Source organism: Pseudomonas sp. T1.Ur, assembly GCF_023516725.1.
Lineage (GTDB): Bacteria > Pseudomonadota > Gammaproteobacteria > Pseudomonadales > Pseudomonadaceae > Aquipseudomonas > Aquipseudomonas alvandae.
Genome location: NZ_JAMGSN010000001.1, coordinates 2271790 through 2291636 on the forward strand (window position 1 = coordinate 2271790; position 19847 = coordinate 2291636).

Annotated in this window: 15 protein-coding genes; 13 read left to right on the top strand and 2 right to left on the bottom strand. The window is 62.4% G+C overall.

The features are described from left to right. Positions 1-63: 63 nt before the first annotated feature. A complete protein-coding gene (locus M8Q45_RS10290; protein ID WP_249874629.1) occupies positions 64-954 on the bottom strand; it encodes a LysR family transcriptional regulator in 891 nt (296 codons plus the stop codon). 168 nt (positions 955-1122) lie between these two features. Between M8Q45_RS10290 and M8Q45_RS10295 the strand changes: the two genes are divergently transcribed. The 13 genes from M8Q45_RS10295 (at position 1123) to M8Q45_RS10355 (ending at position 18350) form a co-directional block, all read left to right on the top strand. After that, the gene (locus tag M8Q45_RS10295) at positions 1123-2205 is read left to right on the top strand and encodes a 4-oxalomesaconate tautomerase (RefSeq protein ID WP_249874630.1); all 1083 of its coding nucleotides are present in this window, start codon (positions 1123-1125) and stop codon (positions 2203-2205) included. 56 nt (positions 2206-2261) lie between these two features. Further along, entirely contained in the window at positions 2262-3566 is a 1305-nt protein-coding gene (locus tag M8Q45_RS10300; protein WP_249874631.1) for a CitMHS family transporter, read from the top strand. 86 nt (positions 3567-3652) lie between these two features. Further along, positions 3653-4906, top strand: coding sequence for an OprD family porin (locus tag M8Q45_RS10305; RefSeq protein WP_249874632.1), 1254 nt, complete (start codon positions 3653-3655; stop codon positions 4904-4906). 480 nt (positions 4907-5386) lie between these two features. Further along, on the top strand, positions 5387-6712 hold the full coding sequence (locus tag M8Q45_RS10310) for an NAD(P)/FAD-dependent oxidoreductase (RefSeq protein WP_249874633.1): 1326 nt from the start codon (positions 5387-5389) through the stop codon (positions 6710-6712). A 358-nt stretch (positions 6713-7070) separates the two neighbouring features. Then, complete coding sequence (locus M8Q45_RS10315) at positions 7071-7739, top strand: haloacid dehalogenase type II (protein WP_249874634.1); 669 nt, start codon at positions 7071-7073, stop codon at positions 7737-7739. A gap of 37 nt (positions 7740-7776) precedes the next feature. After that, on the top strand, positions 7777-9051 hold the full coding sequence (locus M8Q45_RS10320) for an NAD(P)/FAD-dependent oxidoreductase (RefSeq protein ID WP_249874635.1): 1275 nt from the start codon (positions 7777-7779) through the stop codon (positions 9049-9051). An 84-nt stretch (positions 9052-9135) separates the two neighbouring features. Next, positions 9136-10782, top strand: a complete 1647-nt coding sequence (locus M8Q45_RS10325) for an ABC transporter substrate-binding protein (RefSeq protein ID WP_249874636.1) — start codon at positions 9136-9138, stop codon at positions 10780-10782. 40 nt (positions 10783-10822) lie between these two features. Then, entirely contained in the window at positions 10823-11779 is a 957-nt protein-coding gene (locus M8Q45_RS10330) for an ABC transporter permease (protein ID WP_198798386.1), read from the top strand. Beyond that, positions 11776-12651 (top strand): ABC transporter permease, encoded by an 876-nt coding sequence (locus tag M8Q45_RS10335; RefSeq protein WP_249874637.1) that lies wholly within the window; start codon positions 11776-11778, stop codon positions 12649-12651. Before M8Q45_RS10330 ends, M8Q45_RS10335 begins: the two co-directional genes overlap by 4 nt. Before the next feature lies 1 nt (position 12652). Continuing rightward, on the top strand, positions 12653-14494 hold the full coding sequence (locus M8Q45_RS10340) for an ABC transporter ATP-binding protein (protein WP_249874638.1): 1842 nt from the start codon (positions 12653-12655) through the stop codon (positions 14492-14494). Continuing rightward, positions 14491-15651 (top strand): acetylornithine deacetylase, encoded by a 1161-nt coding sequence (gene argE / locus M8Q45_RS10345; RefSeq protein WP_249874639.1) that lies wholly within the window; start codon positions 14491-14493, stop codon positions 15649-15651. Before M8Q45_RS10340 ends, argE begins: the two co-directional genes overlap by 4 nt. Positions 15652-15778: 127 nt before the next feature. Beyond that, positions 15779-17236, top strand: a complete 1458-nt coding sequence (locus M8Q45_RS10350) for an NAD-dependent succinate-semialdehyde dehydrogenase (protein ID WP_249874640.1) — start codon at positions 15779-15781, stop codon at positions 17234-17236. Between the two features lie 34 nt (positions 17237-17270). Then, the gene (locus M8Q45_RS10355) at positions 17271-18350 is read left to right on the top strand and encodes a tartrate dehydrogenase (protein WP_249874641.1); all 1080 of its coding nucleotides are present in this window, start codon (positions 17271-17273) and stop codon (positions 18348-18350) included. A gap of 255 nt (positions 18351-18605) precedes the next feature. Here M8Q45_RS10355 and mhpT read toward each other — a convergent pair whose 3' ends face one another. After that, on the bottom strand, positions 18606-19832 hold the full coding sequence (gene mhpT / locus M8Q45_RS10360) for a 3-(3-hydroxy-phenyl)propionate transporter MhpT (protein ID WP_249874642.1): 1227 nt from the start codon (positions 19830-19832) through the stop codon (positions 18606-18608). Between the last annotated feature and the right edge of the window lie 15 nt (positions 19833-19847).

The window sequence follows — 19847 nt, forward strand, 5'->3', positions numbered from 1 at the left end:
AACAGCGCTCAGCTATCCCAATTGCAGGCGTTGCCATCGTTGTACGTCCTGTTCTTGCCGCCCCTACTGCGGCCACTGCTCCAACAGAATCGAAACAAACTTCTCCGCCGCGGGAGACAGCGATGCACCCCGTCGATAGACCAGGCCAAGCGATCGGTTCACCACCGGCTCGATCAGCGGCACGCTGACCAACGTGGGATGGTCCCCGGCGGGCATTGCCAGGCTGGGCATCGCCGACACGCCGAGGCCAGCCTCGACCAACCCCAGCGAGGTGGACAGGTGCTGCACTTCGTAGAACCACTGCGGGCGCCAGCTCAGGCCGGACAGGGCGTGGTCGAGCAGCATGCGGTTGCCGCTCAGGCGTCCAACCCCGATCAACCGATAATCGCTGAGTTCCGACCAGGTCACGGCACTGCGCGCTGCGAGTTCATGGTCCCGGCGGCAAGCCAGCACAAAGGGTTCGTTGACCAGGGGCACGAACTCGATGTCCGGGTGTTGGCCGCTCATCATGTTGATACCGAAATCGGCTTCGCCGCGTAGCACGGCTTCCAATCCTTCGTTGGCGCTGAGATCCAGCAGACGGATGCGGATCTTCGGATAGCGCTCGTTATAGAGCCGGATCACCGAAGGCAAGAAGTAGAACGCCGCCGTGGGGATGCAGGCCAAGGTCACGCGGCCGATCTGCCGCTCCGCCAGTTCGCGGATGTTGAGGATCGAATCGTCGAAGTCGTCCAGCAGGCGCCGCGCCTTGGGCAGGAAATCACGCCCGACGCTGGTGAGGCTGACCTTTCGTGTCGTGCGGTCGAGCAGGGCGGTGCCTAATCCCTCTTCGAGTTTTTTCATCCGTCGGCTCAAGGCGGGTTGCGACAGGTGCAGCGCATCGGCCGCCTCGTGGAAGCTGCCAAGTTCAGCGATTTTCACGAAAGATCGGATGTCCTGGAGCTCGTATTCCATGTTTTCTCTCGGTGGGATGGGGGGATTGACTGGCGTCGGATCCTAAGATAATTCTTTTGTGAAACGCAATAATAGCTCCGATATTTGCATTGGAATCACTTTTTAAACCCTGCCACTCTTGTGTCCAGAACATCAATTATCCAGATTGATCAACAAGAGTTACTGTTCATGCAACGAATTCCTTGTGTACTCATGCGCGGCGGCACTTCCAAAGGTCCGGTGTTTCTTGCGTGGGATTTGCCGACAGCGATCCCTGAACGTGACGAGTTGCTGCTGAATCTGATGGGCTCGGGCCATGAGCTGGAAATCGACGGCATCGGCGGCGGCAGCCCACAGACCAGCAAAGTGGCGATTGTCAGCCCGTCGCTGCACGCCGATGCCGACGTTGACTACCTGTTCGTCCAGGTCATGGTTTCCCAGCGTCGGGTCGATACCGCACCCAATTGCGGCAACATGCTGTGCGCCGTCGGCCCGTTTGCCATCGAGCAAGGCTTGGTCAAGGCAACGGGCGACCTGACCCGTGTGCGGATCCGCAACCTCAATACCGGAACGTTCGTCAATGCCGAGGTCCAGACGCCGGAAGGCAAGGTCAGCTACGAAGGCGACACCGCCATCGACGGCGTGCCGGGCACGGCTGCTCCGGTGCAACTGACCTTCCTTGATGCGGCGGGCAGCAAGACGGGCAAGCTCTTTCCCACCGGGCAATCCCTGGACCTGATCGACGGCACCCCGGTGACCTGTATCGACATGGCCATGCCGATGCTGATCGTCGAGGCGAGCCAGTTGGGCAAGCGCGGTGACGAAAACCCCGCAGAGCTGGACGCGGACAAGGCGTTTTTGCAGCGCCTGGAATCCCTGCGACTCAAAGCCGGGCTCGCCATGGGCCTGGGCGATGTCAGCGACAAGGTGATTCCCAAGCCGGTGCTGGTGTCGGCGCCAAAGTGCGGCGGGACGATCCAGGTGCGCTACTTCATGCCGCACAATTGTCATCGCGCCTTGGCGATCACCGGCTCCATCGGCTTGGCGACCGCCTGCGTGACCGACGGCAGCGTCGCGGCCAATCTCATCGGTGGCGCCAGAGAGCCGCGTTTGCAGCGGGTGCGCATCGAGCACCCCAGCGGTGGTATCGATGTGGTGTTGTCCTACACCGGCGAAAAGGGTGAGACCATCCGCGCCTCGGTGGTCCGTACCGCTCGCAGGCTCTTTTCAGGTTTCGTCTACGCCACGGTTTCCCAGCGCCTGGCCGGATAACCCAGGCAGTCCTTGTCATTGCATCAGCTACTCAATAACAACAAGAGATCTGACATATGCTCGCTTTACTTGGCTTGGCCATGGTGGTGGTCTTCACCTTCCTGATAATGACCAAACGGCTGTCGCCGATCGTTGCTCTGACGATCGTGCCGATCATCTTCGCGGTGATGGGTGGTTTTGGCGGCACCACCGGCAAGATGATGCTGGACGGCCTGAAGATGGTCGCACCATCGGCCGCGTTGCTGCTGTTCGCGATCCTGTTTTTCGGCCTGATGATCGACGCCGGCCTGTTCGACCCGCTGATCCGCAAGATCCTCAAGCGGGTCAATGGCGATCCGATGAAAATCGCCGTGGGCACGGCCCTGTTGTCGCTGCTGGTGGCACTGGACGGTGACGGCACGACCACCTACATGATCACCTGCGCGGCGATGTTGCCTTTGTACAAGCGCATCGGCATGAACCCGATGATCCTGGCGACCGTGGCGATGTTGTCGCTGAGCATCATGAGCGGCATGACGCCTTGGGGTGGCCCGGCGACCCGCGCCATCGCGGCACTGGGCCTGGATGCCGGCGAGTACTTCGTGCCGTTGCTGCCGACCATGATCGGGGGCGCGATGTGGGTGGTGTTCACGGCGTTCCTGCTGGGCCGTGCCGAGCGCAAGCGCATCGGCAATATCCAACTGCAAAGCGGTGGCCGTGATTGCTATATCAAGGCGATCCTCGAAGACACCCCGCACAAGCGTCCGAAACTGGCCTACGTCAACCTGCTGCTGGTGGTCGCGGTGATGGTCGCGCTGGTGATGGGGATCATGCACTCGGCAATCCTGTTCCTGATCGGCTTCGTGCTGGCGCTGGTCATCAATTATCCCCAACTGGACATCCAGAAGGAGCGCATCCTCGCCCATTCGGGCAACGCCATGACCGTCGTGCTGCTGGTATTCGCGGCGGGGATTTTCGCCGGGATATTTTCCGGGACGAAAATGGTCGACGCCCTGGCGCAAACCCTGGTCGACTGGATTCCGCCTTCCTGGGGCCATCTGTTCCCCCTGGTGGTGGCAATCACCAGCATGCCGCTGACGTTCGTATTGTCCAACGATGCCTACTACTTCGGGGTCGTGCCGATCCTCGCAAACGCCGCTGCCGCCTATGGGATCCATCCGGTCGAAATCGCCCGGGCGTCCATCCTCGGCCAACCGGTGCACCTGATGAGCCCGCTGGTGGCTTCGACCTTGTTGCTGGTGGGCATGGTCGACCGCGACCTCGGTGACTTCCAGAAAGCCACCATCCAATGGGCCGTGCTCACCTCCTTGGTGATTACCGCGCTGGCCTTGCTGACCGGGGCGCTGACGCTGTTCGCCTGATTCACCCGACATCACGTTGCCTGACGCACCCTCCGCACGCGGGTGCGGGCTGGCCTGCACCCAATAAAAACAATGAGTAGCCAGACATGAACACTTTGCTTACCCGCGGGGCTTTGTTTCCGATCCTTGGGCTGTTGCCCCTCGCCACGGCCAGCGCCGAAGGTTTCATCGATGACAGCAAGCTCAAGCTGCAACTGCGCAACGTGTACTTCAACGAGAATTTTCGTGATGAGCACGGCATGAGCCCACGGGCGGCGAGGACCGCCAAAAGCGAACGCACCGAATGGGCCCAGGGCTTCCTGCTCGACTACCAATCGGGTTTTACGCCGGGCACTGTCGGCTTCGGGGTCGATGCATTGGGCCTGCTCGGGGTCAAGCTCGACTCCGGGCGTGGCCGCAGCGGCACTGGTCTGCTACCGGTTCACGACGATGGCCGTGCCGCCGACGAATTTGCCAGCGCGGGCATGACCGCCAAGGCCCGACTGGCCAAGACCACGGTCAAATACGGCACCTTGCTGCCAAAAACTCCGGTGCTGATCTACAACGATGCGCGGTTGTTGCCCCAGACTTACCAAGGGACCCAGATCAGTAGCAATGACATCGACAATCTCACGCTGACCGGCGGGCACCTGGAGCGTTTCAAGCTACGGGACTCCAGCGACAGCATGCCGATCGTGCCCGACGGTTATGGTGGCGACCAGTCAGGCGATTTCAGCTATGCCGGTGGCGACTACAAGCTGACAAAGAACCTGCGCTTGAGCTATTTCCATGGCGAACTGGAGAACTTCTACCGGCAGCACTTCGCCGGGATCCAACACGATTTGCCGCTGGGCCCCGGCGTGCTCACCAGCGACCTGCGCTATTTCAACAGCGCCGATTCCGGCTCGGCCTACGGCGGTAAAGTCGACAACGAGATGCTCAGTGGCCTGTTGTCCTACGCCGTGACCGGCCACACGTTCAGCGCGGGCTACCAGAAACTCAGCGGCGAAGCGGGGCTGCCCTACATCAGCGGCGCCACCGTGTATTCCTTCAGCAACGTCGGGATCGGCAAGTTCATCGAGGAAGACGAAAAGACCTGGATGCTCGGTTACGGCTACGACTTCGCTCGCCTTGGCATGCCGGGCCTGACATTGACCAGTCGTTACCTCAGCGGCAACGACGGCAAGTCCGACAGCACCGTGAAGGAGTGGGAGCGTGATGCCGAAATCGCCTATGTCGTGCAGCAAGGCACGTTCAAAGGCCTGGGCGTGAAACTGCGCAACTATGTCTATCGCTCCGATTTTTCCCGGGGGCGCGACAGCAACCGGATCTACGTGACCTATGACGTGGCGCTTTGGTAGGTGACGCTGCGCACTTGAGAACCATGATGGACCCGTGGCGAGGGAGCTTGCTCCCGATGGGCTCTGTAGGAGCTGGCGAAGCCTGCGATCTTTTGATCTTTGATCTTTGATCTTTGATCTTTGATCTTTGATCTTTCGCTTGAGATCCGAGTGCCCTTGGAAAGATCGCAGCTTCGCTCGGCAGCTCCTACAGGCCCAGCGGGAGCAAGCTTCCTCGCTGTTCTCAAATGACCCATCGGGGCTTTGACGGCCCTTTGTCGAGTGGATTTTGTTTTCCAACGAGCAACTCGTCGATTTCAAGCACACCGATGCCCGCGTTCGTGGCGCCCCGCAAAGTCTGCTGAACAGGTCTCGTAAAACGGTGGTTTGTACCAGGGAGCCTATGCTTTTAACCGTTTATGCGCGGTTTCCCGGTGTTGTAATAAAGCCGTGAAGACGATGTGCTTTTTACTTCCCGGCCCTCAATGGACATCCTGACAAATGCCTGCACCGTTAACTTCCGTAGAGACGAGTTCCGAGCTGCCGACGCACGCTGATGTGGTCGTGATTGGCGGCGGCATCATCGGGACCTTTACCGCCTATTACCTGGCCAAGCGCGGGATGAAAGTCGCCCTGGTGGAAAAAGGCCGGATCGGTGCCGAGCAATCGAGTCGGAACTGGGGCTGGTGCCGTCAGCAGAATCGAGACGCCCGTGAGCTGCCCCTGTCGACCAAGAGCCTGGACCTTTGGGAACAGTTCGCGGCGGACTCCGGCGAGGACACCGGCTTCAAGCGCTGTGGCTTGCTCTACTTGAGCGACAGCGAGAAGGAGCTGGACGGCTGGGCGCAATGGGGTGAGTTCGCCCGGACCGTGAATGTCAAAACCCATATGTTGACGGCGGAACAGGCTGCTCAGCACGGGCGAGTGACGGGCAAACCCTGGAAAGGCGGGGTGTTTTCACCGACCGACGGCACCGCGGATCCCTCCCGCGCGGCACCGGCGGTGGCGCGGGCAATCATCAAGCTGGGCGGCACGGTGCATCAAGGGTGCGCGGCGCGTGGCCTCGAGACCGAAGGAGGGCGGTTGTCCGCCGTCGTGACTGAGAAAGGCACCATTCGCACCCCTCTTGCGGTGCTCGCGGGCGGTGCGTGGGCCTCGTCCTTCTGTCGCCAGTACGGCATCCGTTTTCCCCAGGCGACCATTCGCCAGACCGTGATGGCGGTGTCCAAGGGCGCCCCGGAGATCCCGGATGCGCTGCACACCGCCGACATTTCCATGACCCGGCGCTCGGATGGCGGCTTCACCCTGGCCATCAGTGGCAGGGGGCGGGTTGACCCGACGCCGCAACTGCTGCGTTTCGCCCCGCAGTTCCTGCCGATGTTCCAGCGCCGCTGGCGCAAGCTGGCGCCCGGTGGCTTGCAGGGTTTCCAGGCGGGGCACGAAGGACTGGGCCATTGGCGCCTGGACCAGCCCACCCCGATGGAGAGGATGCGGATCCTGGATCCCAAGGCAGATGCCCGAGTGGTTGAGTTGACGTACAAACGTGCGATCGACCTGGTGCCGATGCTGAAGGCCTCATCGATCACCGGGGCCTGGGCCGGTTATGTCGACAGCACGCCTGACGGTGTCCCAGGGATCGGGGAAATGGCGGAGCTCCCAGGCCTGCTGCTGGCGGCGGGGTTCAGTGGCCACGGTTTCGGCATCGGCCCGGGCGCGGGTCATCTGATCGCCGATATGGTCACTGACATGGCCCCCTTGGTTGACCCGCGACCCTATCATCCAGACCGTTTCCAGTCTTCGTCCTGGGGCAAGGTCGCGGAGTTCTAGAGACGCGCAAATCTCACTGGCAAGACGACAAACGGGCGCACCCGCAGGGGATGCGCCCGTTCTCGTTGTGCCGGCGCAGATTCTGCCGCACGCCGCGGTTCGAGAGGCTTTGCGCGCACCATAAATGGCCCCGGATGCCTTGAAAAAGGCCCAGATGCCCAGGCATGGCGCATCCCGCACAGTCTGCTGAGCGGGCCCTGAAAAACGGTGGTTTGTGCCAAGCGACCTATACTTTTAACGGTATATGCGCGGTCTCATGATGCTGTAATAAATCCGTGATGCAGCGTCGCACCTCCACCACCAGAACGGTGCAATCGCTTGCCCCTCATGACCTCCACCATCACTCAGGACTGCACTCATGAGCTTCCTTCGCCCCAAGTTCATTACCTTTGACTGCTACGGCACGTTGACCAATTTCCAGATGGGCACCCTGACGCGCGAGCTGTTCGCCGACCGGGTCCCTGCCGAGCAAATGGAGCAGTTCGTCAAGGATTTCTCGGCGTATCGCCTGGACCAGGTGATGGGTGACTGGCGGCCCTACGATGAGATCCTCAAGACGGCCCTGGCGCGGGTCTGCAAACGCTGGGGTGTCGAGTACAAAGGCGAAGGCCAGCTCTACTACGATGCCGTACCGACCTGGGGCCCGCATGCCGACGTGCCGGCCGGCCTGTCGAAAATCGCCGACAAGATTCCCCTGGTGATTTTCTCCAACGCGATGGACGAGCAGATCATGTCCAACGTCGACAAGCTCGGCGCGCCGTTCCATAAAGTCTTCACCGCCCAACAAGCCCAAGCCTACAAGCCACGCTTGGCCGCCTTCGAGTACATGCTCGATAACCTCGGCTGCGGGCCGGAGGACGTCCTGCACGTGTCTTCGAGCTTCCGCTACGACCTGATGTCGGCCCACGACATGAAAATCAAGCACAAAGCCTTCGTGGCCCGTGGTCATGAACACCCGGCGAACGCGGCCTTTGGTTACCACCAGATCCCGGACATCGGCGGATTGGCCGGGCTGGTCGGTCTCTGAGTTTCTGAGCTCTCTTCAAGGCTAAAGGGGTTTTGACATGGGCAGTGAGTCCTATTGGCTCGATACCGCACCGGCGTTTACCGGTGCCCAGCTCGGCGCGTTGCCCGGACAGGTCGACGTGGCCATCGTCGGTGGTGGTTTCACCGGCCTGGCGGCGGCCCGGGCCCTGGCCTTGAAGGGGGCCAGCGTGGCGGTGCTGGAAGGCGGGCGGGTGATTGGCGAGGCATCGGGGCGCAATGGCGGCCAGTGCAACACCGGCGTTGCCCAGGACTACGCGGCCCTGAGTGCCAGCCTCGGCGCCGATAAGGCGCGCGCCTATTACCAGGCTTATGAAAGCGCGGTGCAGAGTGTTGTCTCGCTGGTGGAGCAGGAGCGGATCGCTTGCGACCTCACGCGCAATGGCAAGCTCAAGCTGGCCGCCAAGCCGATGCATTATGAAGGCCTGGCGCGCACGTGCGAATTGATTCGCCGCGAGGTCGATGCCGAGGTCGAGTTGTTATCCGCGCAGGAGACCCGCGCTGAAGTCGACTCGGCCCAATTTCATGGCGGCCTGCTGCAGCGTAATGGCGTGCAGATGCATGTCGGGCGTTTCGGGGTCGGGTTGGCCGAGGCCGCCGCGCGTCACGGCGCATTGATTTTCCAGGGCGTGTCCGTAACGGACTGGAAAGCCAGTGCGGGCGGTTATCGGGTCAACACCACCAAGGGTTCGCTGCAGGCCACGCAAATCCTGCTGGCCACCGGCACCTGCCAACAGGGCGGGTTGGGCTGGTATCGGCGCAGGATCGTGCCGGTGGGCAGTTTCGTGATCGTCACCGAGGTGCTGCCCCAGGCCTTGGTCGACAGCCTGCTGCCGGCCCATCGCTCGTATGTCACCAGCCGCATGATCGGAAATTACTTTCGCCTGACGCCGGACAACCGCCTGCTGTTTGGCGGGCGTGCGCGGTTCGCCATGTCGGACAGCGTGTCCGACGCCAAGAGCGGCAAGGTTCTGCATGCCGCAATGGTGCAGATGTTCCCGCAACTGGCCCAGGTAAAAGTCGATTATTGCTGGGGCGGGTTGGTGGACATGACTTCCGATCGGTTGCCCCGGGCCGGCCAGCACGGCGGGGTTTATCACTCCATGGGCTACAGCGGCCATGGCGTGCAGATGTCGGTGCACATGGGCCAGGTCATGGCCGACGTCATGGCTGGCAACCTGGAGGCCAACCCTTGGCGCGAGCTCGATTGGCCGGCCATCCCCGGGCATTTCGGCAAGCCTTGGTTCCTGCCGTTCGTGGGGGCGTATTACCGGCTTCAAGACTATTTGCATTGAGTTAATGGGGGACGCTTCACGTTTCACAACGTTGCGTTAATCGCGAGCCATCGAGCCTTATCACTTCCGAAAGGTAGAACTGACATGACTGACAAGAAAAACAGTATCGACACCCAGTTGGTAACAGGTACGGAAAGTCTGCGCATTTTCGAAGGGCTCAATCGCGGCATGTCGCGCCGCAATGCATTGCAAATGCTCGGATTGGCCGGGGTAGCGGTGGCGGGCGCCGGCAGCCTGTTCGGCACCGCCGGCAAGCTGTTCGCCGATGAGGAGGCCGCAAGCCCTGGCAAAGGCAAGCCGGGCGGGCGGATCCGCGTCGCCGGTTCGACCAGTTCCACCGCCGATACCCTGGACCCGGCCAAAGGTTCGTCCTCCACCGATTACGTGCGCCATTACATGTTCTATAACGGGCTGACGCGTTTCGACAGTCATATGGTCCCGCAACTGGAGCTGGCCGAGCGCATCGAAACCACCGACGCCACCCTCTGGGTGATCAGCCTGCGCACGGAAGTGACCTTCCATAATGGCAAGGCCCTGACCGCCGCCGACGTGGTGTTCTCGTTGTTGCGCCACAAGGACCCGATCACCGGCTCCAAGGTCCTGCCGCTGGCGTCGCAGTTCGCCGATGTGAAAGCCGTCGGCACCCATGAAGTGCAGATACAGTTGAGCGGCCCCAACGCTGAATTGCCGTCGGTGCTGGCCGTCTCGCACATGCTGATCGTGCCCGAGGGCACCAGCGATTTCAGCCAGGGCATCGGCACCGGTCCGTTCAAGGTCAAGGAATTCAAGCCCGGCGTGCGTTCCGTGGGGGCGCGCAATGCCAATTACTGGAAACCCGGCTTGCCGTACCTGGACGAAATCGAATTCATCGGCATCGCCGACGAATCGTCGCGGATCAACGCACTGTTGTCGGGCGACGTGCACATCGTCAACGAGGTCAATCCGCGCTCGACCACACGTATCAAGGCCAGCGCCAAGCACCGGGTCATCGATTCGCCGTCGGGCAACTACACTGACCTGATCATCCGCCAGGACCAGATGCCGGGCCAAAGCCCGGAGTTCACCCAGGCCATGAAGCTGTTGCTGGACCGTGAGCAGATCAAGTCGGCGATTTTCCGTGGCTACGCCCGGGTCGGCAACGATCACCCCATCGCACCCGGCGCGCGTTTCTACAACGCCGAGTTGCCACAACGGGCCTACGATCCGGAAAAGGCCAAGTTCCTGCTCAAGAAGGCCGGCATGGAAAGCATCAGCATGCCGCTGATGTGCTCGCCCGCCGCGACCGGTTCGGTGGATGTCGCCGTGTTGCTGCAGCAATCGGCCAAGGAGGCCGGGCTCAAGCTCGACGTCAACCGGCTGCCCAGCGATGGCTACTGGTCCAACCATTGGGCCAAGCACCCGCTGAGCTTCGGCAACATCAACCCGCGTCCGAATGCCGACATGATCTTCTCGCAGTTCTTCCAGTCGACGGCCCCGTGGAACGAATCGGCCTGGAAAAACGAGCAGTTCGACCAACTGCTGGTACAGGCGCGAGGGGAAACCGACGAGGCCAAGCGCGGCAAGATGTACGGCGACATGCAAGCCCTGGTGCATGAACACAGCGGTATCGGCGTGCCGGTGTTCATCAGCAACATCGACGGCGCCGACCAGCGCGTCAAAGGCTATGGCGCCAACCCGTTGGGCGGTTTCATGGGCTACATGTTCGCCGAGCAAGTCTGGCTGGACGCCTGATGAACCTCGGGTTCGCGCTGCATTGCATGAGGGACGGGTGATGAATAGCAACACACTGTGGTTGATTGGCCGGCGCCTGGGGGCGGCGGTGCTGACCTTGTTGATTGTGTCCATGGTGGTGTTCGCCATCACGGCGGTGTTGCCGGGCGACGCGGCGCAACAGTCCCTGGGACAGTTCGCAACGCCGGAACAGGTCGCCGCCCTGCGGGCGAAAATGGGCCTCGACCAGCCTGGTGTGTTGCGTTACCTGCACTGGCTGACGAGCCTGCTCAGCGGTGACCTGGGGATGTCGATTTCCAATGCCATGCCGGTCATCGATCTGATGGCCGGCCGGGTCCCCAACACCTTGATGCTCGCGGCGGCCACGGCATTGGTTTCAGTGCCGGTGGCGTTGACGCTGGGTATCGGCTCGGCCATGGGCCGGGGCGGGCGCATCGACAGTTTCCTGAGCTTTTTCACCCTGACCATGGTGGCGGTGCCGGAGTTTCTGGTGGCCACCCTGGCGGTGCTGATATTCGCGGTGAACCTGGGTTGGCTGTCGGCGTTGTCCTACGCCAGTGACATCACCTCACCCTGGCAATTCATGCGCACCTACGCCTTGCCGGTGATGACGCTGTGCTGCGTGATTGTCGCGCAGATGTCGCGCATGACCCGGGCGGCGGTCATCGATCAGCTCGACAGCCCCTATGTGGAAATGGCCCGGCTCAAAGGCGTGAGCAATGTCCGCATCGTACTTCGCCATGCCTTGCCCAATGCCATCGGGCCCATCGCCAATGCCATCGCCCTGAGCCTGTCCTACCTGCTGGGCGGGGTGGTGATCGTCGAAACGATTTTCAACTACCCCGGCATCGCCAGCCTGATGGTCGATGCCGTGACCAACCGCGACATGGCCCTGGTCCAGGGCTGCACGATGTTGTTCTGTACCGCGTACCTGGCGTTGGTGCTGATTGCCGACCTGTGCGCGATTCTTTCCAATCCGAGGCTGAGAAACCAATGAACAATCTCATTGTGAAATCCCCGCCTGCGGCCGCGGCGCTGGGGGTGGGCAAAGACCCCCATGGCGCGTCCTGGCTGGGCCTGGCCGGCGCCGCGATGTGTGCCATCTGGCTGTTGGTGGCGATATTCGGCCCCTGGCTGGCGCCGCACCCGGTGGGTGAGGTGGTCTCCGACAACGTCTTCGATACTTTCAGCGCCGCGTATCCCTTCGGCACCGATTACCTGGGCCGCGACATGCTCAGCCGGATCCTCGTCGGCGCCCGCTTTACCGTCGGCCTCGCGCTGGTGGCGGCGGTATTGTCCAGCACGTTGGGCACCAGCCTGGCCTTGCTGTCGGTGGTGTCGCCGAAGTGGCTGGATGAACTGATCAGCCGCTTGATGGACGCGTTCATTTCGATTCCGAGCAAGATGCTCGCGTTGATCATGGTCTCGGCTTTCGGCTCCTCGGTCACCTTGCTGATCTGTACGGCGGTGTTGAGCTACACCCCCGGCGCCTTTCGCATCGCCCGTAGCATGGCGGTGAATATCGAAGCCCTGGAGTACGTGCAAGTGGCCCGCACCCGGGGCGAGCGCCGACTGTACATCGCCTGCGTGGAAATCCTGCCGAACATCCTCAACCCGGTGCTGGCGGACCTGGGCCTGCGCTTCGGCTTCATCGTGCTGCTGCTCAGCGGCATGAGTTTCCTCGGGCTCGGCGTGCAACCGCCGGACGCCGACCTTGGCTCCCTGGTGCGCGAAAACATCGGTGGCCTCAATCAGGGCGCGCCGGCCATCGTGATACCGGCCCTGGCGATTGGCACCCTGACCATCGGCGTGAATCTGTTCATCGACCGGGTGTCGTCGCGACGCAATCGACGTTCGGGAGGTCATTGAGATGAGCGAATTGATTCGAGTCCAGGACTTGCGAGTGGTGGCCTGTGGCGAGCGTGGAGAGGTCGATATCGTCAAGGGCGTCAGCTTTTCCCTGGAAAAAGGAGAAGTGCTGGCATTGATCGGTGAATCCGGCTCCGGCAAGACCACCATTGCCCTGGCGCTGCTCGGGTATGCCCGGCGCGGTTGCCGGTTGGCCGGCGGCAGCGTGCACGTCGGCGAGCATGACATGCTGGCGCTGAATGACAGCCAATTGCAGAAGCTGCGAGGCAACCGGGTGTCGTACATCGCCCAGAGCGCCGCGGCGGCGTTCAATCCGGCGAAGAAACTCATTGACCAAGTGGTGGAGGGCGCATTGATCCACGGCCTGGGCAGCCGGGCCGAGCTTGAAGCCAAGGCCGTCGAGCTGTTCCGCGACCTGGCCCTGCCAGACCCGGAACGCATCGGCCAACGCTATCCGCACCAGGTGTCCGGCGGCCAACTGCAACGGGTGATGGCGGCCATGGCGCTGATCAGCGATCCGTTGCTGGTGGTGCTCGACGAACCGACCACGGCGCTGGACGTAACCACCCAGATCGACGTGCTGCGGGCCTTCAAACGGGTGGTCCATGAGCGCGGGGCGACGGCGGTCTACGTGTCCCACGACCTGGCGGTCGTGGCGCAGATGGCTGACCAGATTGTCGTACTCAACGGCGGTGAAATCTTCGAACACAGTGCCACGGCACCGTTGCTCCAGGGCCCGTCCCACGAATACACCCGCAGCTTGCTGGCGGCGGCGCGGCCGGACACGACGATTCGTCCACCTGCCGACATCGCGCAAGAAACGCCCTTGCTGGTCATCCAGGGACTGACCGCTGGCTACGGCAACAAAAATGCCCAGGGCATGCCCGCCATTCGCGTGCTCGAAGACATCGACCTGACGATCCGCCGTGGCCAGGCCATCGGCGTGATTGGCGAGTCGGGCTCTGGCAAATCGACCTTGGCCCGAGTGGTGGCGGGGCTGTTGACACCGGCCCTTGGCGGCTTGACCTTCGACGGCCAACCCTTGGGTGGCAGCCTGTCGTCACGGACTCACGAGCAGTTCCGGCGCATCCAGATGGTTTTCCAGAATGCCGACACCGCGCTCAACCCGATGCACAGCGTCAGCACCCTCCTGAGCCGTCCGTTGAAGATGTATTTCGGTCTCAAGGGCGCGGCATTGCGCGAGCGTATCGGTGAGCTGCTGGACCTGGTGCGGTTGCCGCGCGCGATGGCGGACCGGCGGCCGAACGAACTGTCCGGCGGGCAGAAACAACGGGTCAACCTGGCCCGGGCCTTGGCGGCCAAGCCGGACCTGATCCTCTGCGACGAAGTGACCTCGGCCCTGGACACGGTGGTCGGGGCGGCGATCCTGGAACTGCTGCGCGACCTGCGCCAGCAGCTCGGCGTGTCCTATCTGTTCATCAGCCACGACATTTCCACGGTGCGGGCCCTGTGTGACGACATCGTGGTGATGTACAGCGGCCACAAGATCCAGGCCGGAACCCGCGAAGCCTACGCACACGCACCGTTCCATCCCTACACCGACCTGTTGATCCATTCCGTGCCGGAACTGCGCCAGGGCTGGCTGGAAAGCTGCGGCGCAACGACCTGCCAGACATTGCCGGCCTTAGGTCCTCGAGCCAATGTGGCCGGTTTGTGTACCTTCCTCAGCCGCTGTCCGGTGAGGGTGGATGGCCTGTGCAATTGTGTCGCGCCAGAGCGGCGGACCATTGCCGGAGGCAGTGAAATTCTCTGCCACCATGACAGCGCCGAACTGATAAAAACCCAACAATCGAACCCTCTGACCGTGGCGGCGTACGCATGAAACCCAGGGTATTGGACATTCTCAAACGGCTGATGGCCTTCGATACCGTCTCCTCGGAGTCGAACATGGCCTTGATCGAGTATGTACGCGACCTGCTGCTGACCCAGGGCATCGAGTCGCTCATCGTCAAGGATGAAACGGGCAGGAAAGCCAATCTGTTTGCCAGCGCCGGGCCACGGGATGTGCCGGGCATCCTGCTGTCCGGTCATACCGACGTGGTGCCGGCGGCGGGGCAGGCCTGGACTGTCCCGGCGTTTGAGGCGACGGTGCGGGACGGGCGAATTTATGGCCGTGGCAGTTGCGACATGAAGGGTTTCATTGCGCTGGCCATCGACGCCATGCTCGCCGCCACGGAAGAGCCCCTGAGCCGGCCATTGCAACTGGCGTTGTCCCATGACGAAGAGATCGGTTGCGTCGGGGTGCGGCGCTTGCTCGATGTGCTGCACTTGGCACCGGTCCGGCCGTTCCTCTGCGTCATCGGCGAGCCGACCCAGATGCAGTTCGTGCTCGGGCACAAGGGCAAGGGCTCCTACCGCACCTACTGTCGCGGCCTGGAAGCGCATTCCTCCCTCGCACCGCGCTCGGTCAATGCGATCCACGTGGCCTGCGATTTCATCGCCGCGCTGCGCCTGAGCCAGCAGCAATTGCAAGAGCAGGGCGCCCGGGACACCGACTACGACGTGCCCTACAGCACCGTGCATGTCGGGCAGATAGTCGGCGGCAAGGCGCTGAACATCGTGCCAAACCTGTGCACCCTGGATTTCGAAGTGCGTAACCTGCCAGCGGACGACCTGGACGGGTTCCTGGAACAGATGCGCGAGCGAGCCGAACTGATCGTGAGCGAAGCCAAGAAGCTTTCCAGCGTGGCCGACATCGACATCGAGACCTTGAATGTCTATCCAGGCCTCGACACCCACCCGAGTGTCGAAGCGGTACGTTTCCTGAAAAACTTCGCCGCCCCGGACACCGGCACCGCCAAAGTCTCGTTCGGCACCGAGGGCGGGTTGTTCAAGCAACGCCTGGACGTACCGGTGGTGGTCTGTGGCCCCGGTTCGATAGAACAGGCGCACAAGCCTGACGAGTTCATCGAGGTCAGCCAGATGGAAGCGGGCGAACGTTTTCTACACGGGTTGTTGGGTTCGATGCGTCTTCAGTAGTGTCGCGGTAAAGCGTGCCGTCGAAGGCTGAAATTCAGCATTCACGGCTGTAGGAGCGGCGTTTTCAGCATCCTCGTCCAGGACGACTCCATAGACTGGAGACTGTCTCAGAACAGGACTCCACGCCATGCTCAAGAATCGCCTGAAAGACCCCAGCCTGCTGGTGGAACTCGCTTACATCGACGGCCAGTGGGTCGGCGCCGACAGCGCCGCTACCTTGGACGTCATCAACCCGGCCACCGGCGAGGTACTCGCTCGGGTACCGGCGATACACGCCAGCGAAACCCGGCGCGCCATCGAGGCCGCCGAGCGTGCCTGGCCGGCCTGGCGGGCGCGCCCGGCGGTGGAGCGGGCGGCGTTGCTCGACCGCTGGTACCAGGCGATGCTGGATAACCTCGACGATCTGGCGCTGATCCTGACCTGTGAACAGGGCAAGCCGCTGACCGAGGCCATGGGCGAAATCCGCTACGGCGCCAGCTTCGTCAAATGGTTCGCCGAAGAAGCACGGCGGGTCTACGGCGAAACCATGCAGGCCCCCAGCGGTGATCGTCGCTTATTGACGCTCAAGCAGCCGGTGGGTGTCTGTGCCGCAATCACCCCCTGGAATTTCCCCAACGCGATGATCACCCGCAAGTGCGCGCCGGCCCTGGCCGCCGGCTGCACAATCGTGGTCAAGCCTTCGGACCTGACACCACTGTCGGCCTTGGCGCTGGCGGTCTTGGCTGAGCGGGTCGGCATTCCGGCCGGGGTCTTCAACGTGGTGACCGGCCTGCCCGCCGGCATTGGCGAAGAACTGACCGGCAACCCGACGGTGCGCAAGATCTCGTTCACCGGCTCCACTGCGGTCGGTCGGCTGCTGATGCGCCAAAGTGCTGAACACATCAAGCGTCTGAGCCTGGAACTGGGGGGAAACGCGCCGTTCATCGTGTTTGACGACGCTGACCTGGAGCAGGCCGTGGCCGGCGTCATGCTGAGCAAATTCCGCAACGCGGGGCAGACGTGCGTCTGTGCCAACCGGATTCTCGTGCAGGACGGCATCTACGATCGCTTCGCCCGGCGCCTGGTGGAGGAGGTCGGCAAGCTGAAGGTCGGCGATGGCCTTGACGCCGAGGTGAACATGGGCCCGCTGATCAATGCGGCGGCGGTCAGCAAGGTCGCCCGGCATATCGATGAGGCGTTGAGCCAGGGCGCGCGCCTGCTCTGCGGAGGCATCCCCGACGGCGAAAGCCAGTTCGTCCGGCCAACGGTGCTCGGTGAGGCGCACGCGGGGATGTTGCTTGCCAATGAAGAAACCTTCGGTCCGGTCGCGCCATTGATGCGTTTCAGCACGGAAGAAGAGGCGCTGGCCCTGGCCAACGCAACGCCTTATGGCTTGGGTGCCTATTTCTTCACTCAGGATTTGCGCCGTTCATGGCGGTTCGGCGAGGCGCTGGAGTTCGGCATGATCGGCCTCAATACCGGGCTAATCTCCATGGACGTTGCCCCCTTCGGCGGCATCAAGCAGTCCGGCGTGGGCCGCGAGGGCAGCAAGTACGGCCTGGACGAATACCTTGAAGTAAAAGCCTTCCACATCGGTGGGCTGTGATCCCTTCACCGTTTGGACAGAGGAGATTGGGTTGATGAGCAAGTCATTCAGGATCGCCGCGATTGCCGGCGATGGCATCGGCAAGGAAGTCTTGCCGCAAGGCCTGCGGGTGCTGGAGCAGGCGGCGAAAAAGTGGCAACTGGATTTGAACATCGAAGTGCTCGACTGGGCCCACTGCGACTACTACCTGGAACATGGGCAGATGATGCCGTCCGACTGGTTTGAACAACTCAAGGACTTCGACGCGATCTACTTCGGTGCCGTGGGTTGGCCGGACAAGGTCCCGGACCACATTTCGCTGTGGGGCTCGCTGCTGAAGTTTCGCCGGGACTTCGACCAATACGTCAATATCCGTCCCGTGCGGCTGTTTCCCGGCGTGCCGTGCCCGTTGGCCGGACGCGAACCCGGGGACATCGACTTCGTGGTGATTCGTGAAAACACCGAGGGCGAATACTCCTCGGTCGGCGGCAAGATGTTCGAGGGCACCGAGCATGAATTCGTCCTGCAGGAGTCGGTGTTCACGAGACGCGGCGTGGACCGGATCCTCAAGTTCGCCTTCGATCTTGCCCAGGCCCGACCACGCAAACGCCTGACGGCGGCGACCAAGTCCAACGGCATTTCCATCAGCATGCCGTACTGGGACGAACGCACGGCGCTCATGGCGCAGCAGTACCCGGACGTCACCTGGGACAAGCAACACATCGATATCCTCTGTGCACGGTTTGTGCTCCAACCGGATCGTTTCGACGTGGTCGTGGCGTCGAACCTGTTTGGCGACATCCTGTCCGACCTCGGGCCGGCCTGTGCTGGCACGATCGGTATCGCGCCTTCGGCCAACCTCGACCCGGAGCGACGCTTTCCCTCGCTGTTCGAACCGGTGCATGGTTCGGCGCCGGACATCTATGGACGGAACATTGCCAACCCGATCGCGATGATCTGGTCCGGGGCCCTGATGCTGGATTTCCTGGGCAATGGCGATGAACGCTATCGTGCGGCACATGATGGGATTCTCAGGGCCATTGAACAGGTGATTGCCGAGGGGCCGATTACGCCCGACCTCGGGGGCCGGGGTTCGACCCAGGATGTCGGGGAGGCTATTGCTTCGGCGCTTTGAGCGGGGCGCATTGCCCCTGTAAGTTTGCGGCGTATGCGCATCTTTTGACCGCCACAAATCCAATGTGGGAGTGAGCTTGCTCGCGAAAGCGGTGTCACAGTCGATGGCGATGCTGGAAGTGCCGGCCTCTTCGCGAGCAAGCTCGCTCCCACAGGATTTTGCGGCGTATGCGCATCTTGTGACCGCCGCAAATCCAATGTGGGAGCGAGCTTGCTCGCGAAGGCGGTAGTACGGTGTATCCCGCTGTTCCTGTTTTCAGGAGTGCTCCGCCGCCGAGTTCACCGTACTGACCCGTGGTCCGCCCGCGTTGCGAATCACGCTGAGGATGGCCAGCGTCGCAATGACCAGTCCCGGGGAGGTCGCCAGCAATACGGTGCTGGTACCGGCCCCGGCCGCGAGGATCTGGCCAGCGGCCAGCGGCCCGGCCACCGAGCCCAGGCGTCCGATGGCCACCGCAGCTCCGACACCTGTCGCACGGACGGCCGTGGGGTAGGAGGGCGGTGCCAAGGCGTAGAGGACCAACTGCGCGGCCATGACGAACAACCCGGCGGCGAACCCGGCAATGCCCATCGGCACGATGCCGACCGATACCCCGACCCCGGCCAGGGCGCTCAACAGCCCGGCGTAAACGAAGAGCACGACCTTGAACGCGTTGCAACGGTCCAGCAGCAGGCCGCCGAGCAGTGAGCCGAGGGTTCCGCCGATGTTGAACAACATCTGCACCAGGCCGGCCTGCGGTTTGCTGAAGCCTTGTTCCAGGAGCAGCGAAGGCAGCCAGTTGAGCAACATGTACATCACTGTCAGGGTGAAGAAATAGCTCAACCAGAGACCCAGCGTGGTCATGCCTCGACCTTCGCCAAACAACGCTTGGCCGATGGAGCTGCGGGCTTCGCCGCTGACATGCCGGACCTGCTTGAAGGCGCTCGACTCCGGCAGCCACAACAGCATCAGCGGCACCACGAGCAAGGGCGCCAGGCCGCCGATGAAGAACGTCATCTGCCAGTGCTCGCCAAACGTCATCGCAACCACCGCGGCCAGCGCGCCGCCCAGGGGAACACCGGCGTACATCACGCTGATGGCCGTGCCGCGCCGCTGTTCGCCTACCGCTTCGGCGCATAAGGCGATGAGGTTGGGCAGGGCGGCGCCCAGCCCGAGTCCGGTCATGAAGCGCACCACGAGCAAGCTGGAAAATTGTTCGACATAAGCAGTGCTGAGGGAAAACACGCCGAACAGCAGGACTGCGGCGATCAGGATTTTCTTGCGACCGATGCGATCGGCGATCCAGCCGCCGAAGAATGCACCCGGCAGCAACCCGATGATGCCCGCGCTGAACACCCATCCCATCATTTTCGGGTCGAGGCTGAACGTCTGCCGCAAGCCCGCGGCAGCGGTGCCGGCTGACTGGAGGTCGAACCCCTCGATCAACGCGACGATGAAACACAAGGCGATGGTCAACGTCGCCCGGCGCGGCGAATGGTTCATGGCGAATCCTCTTAT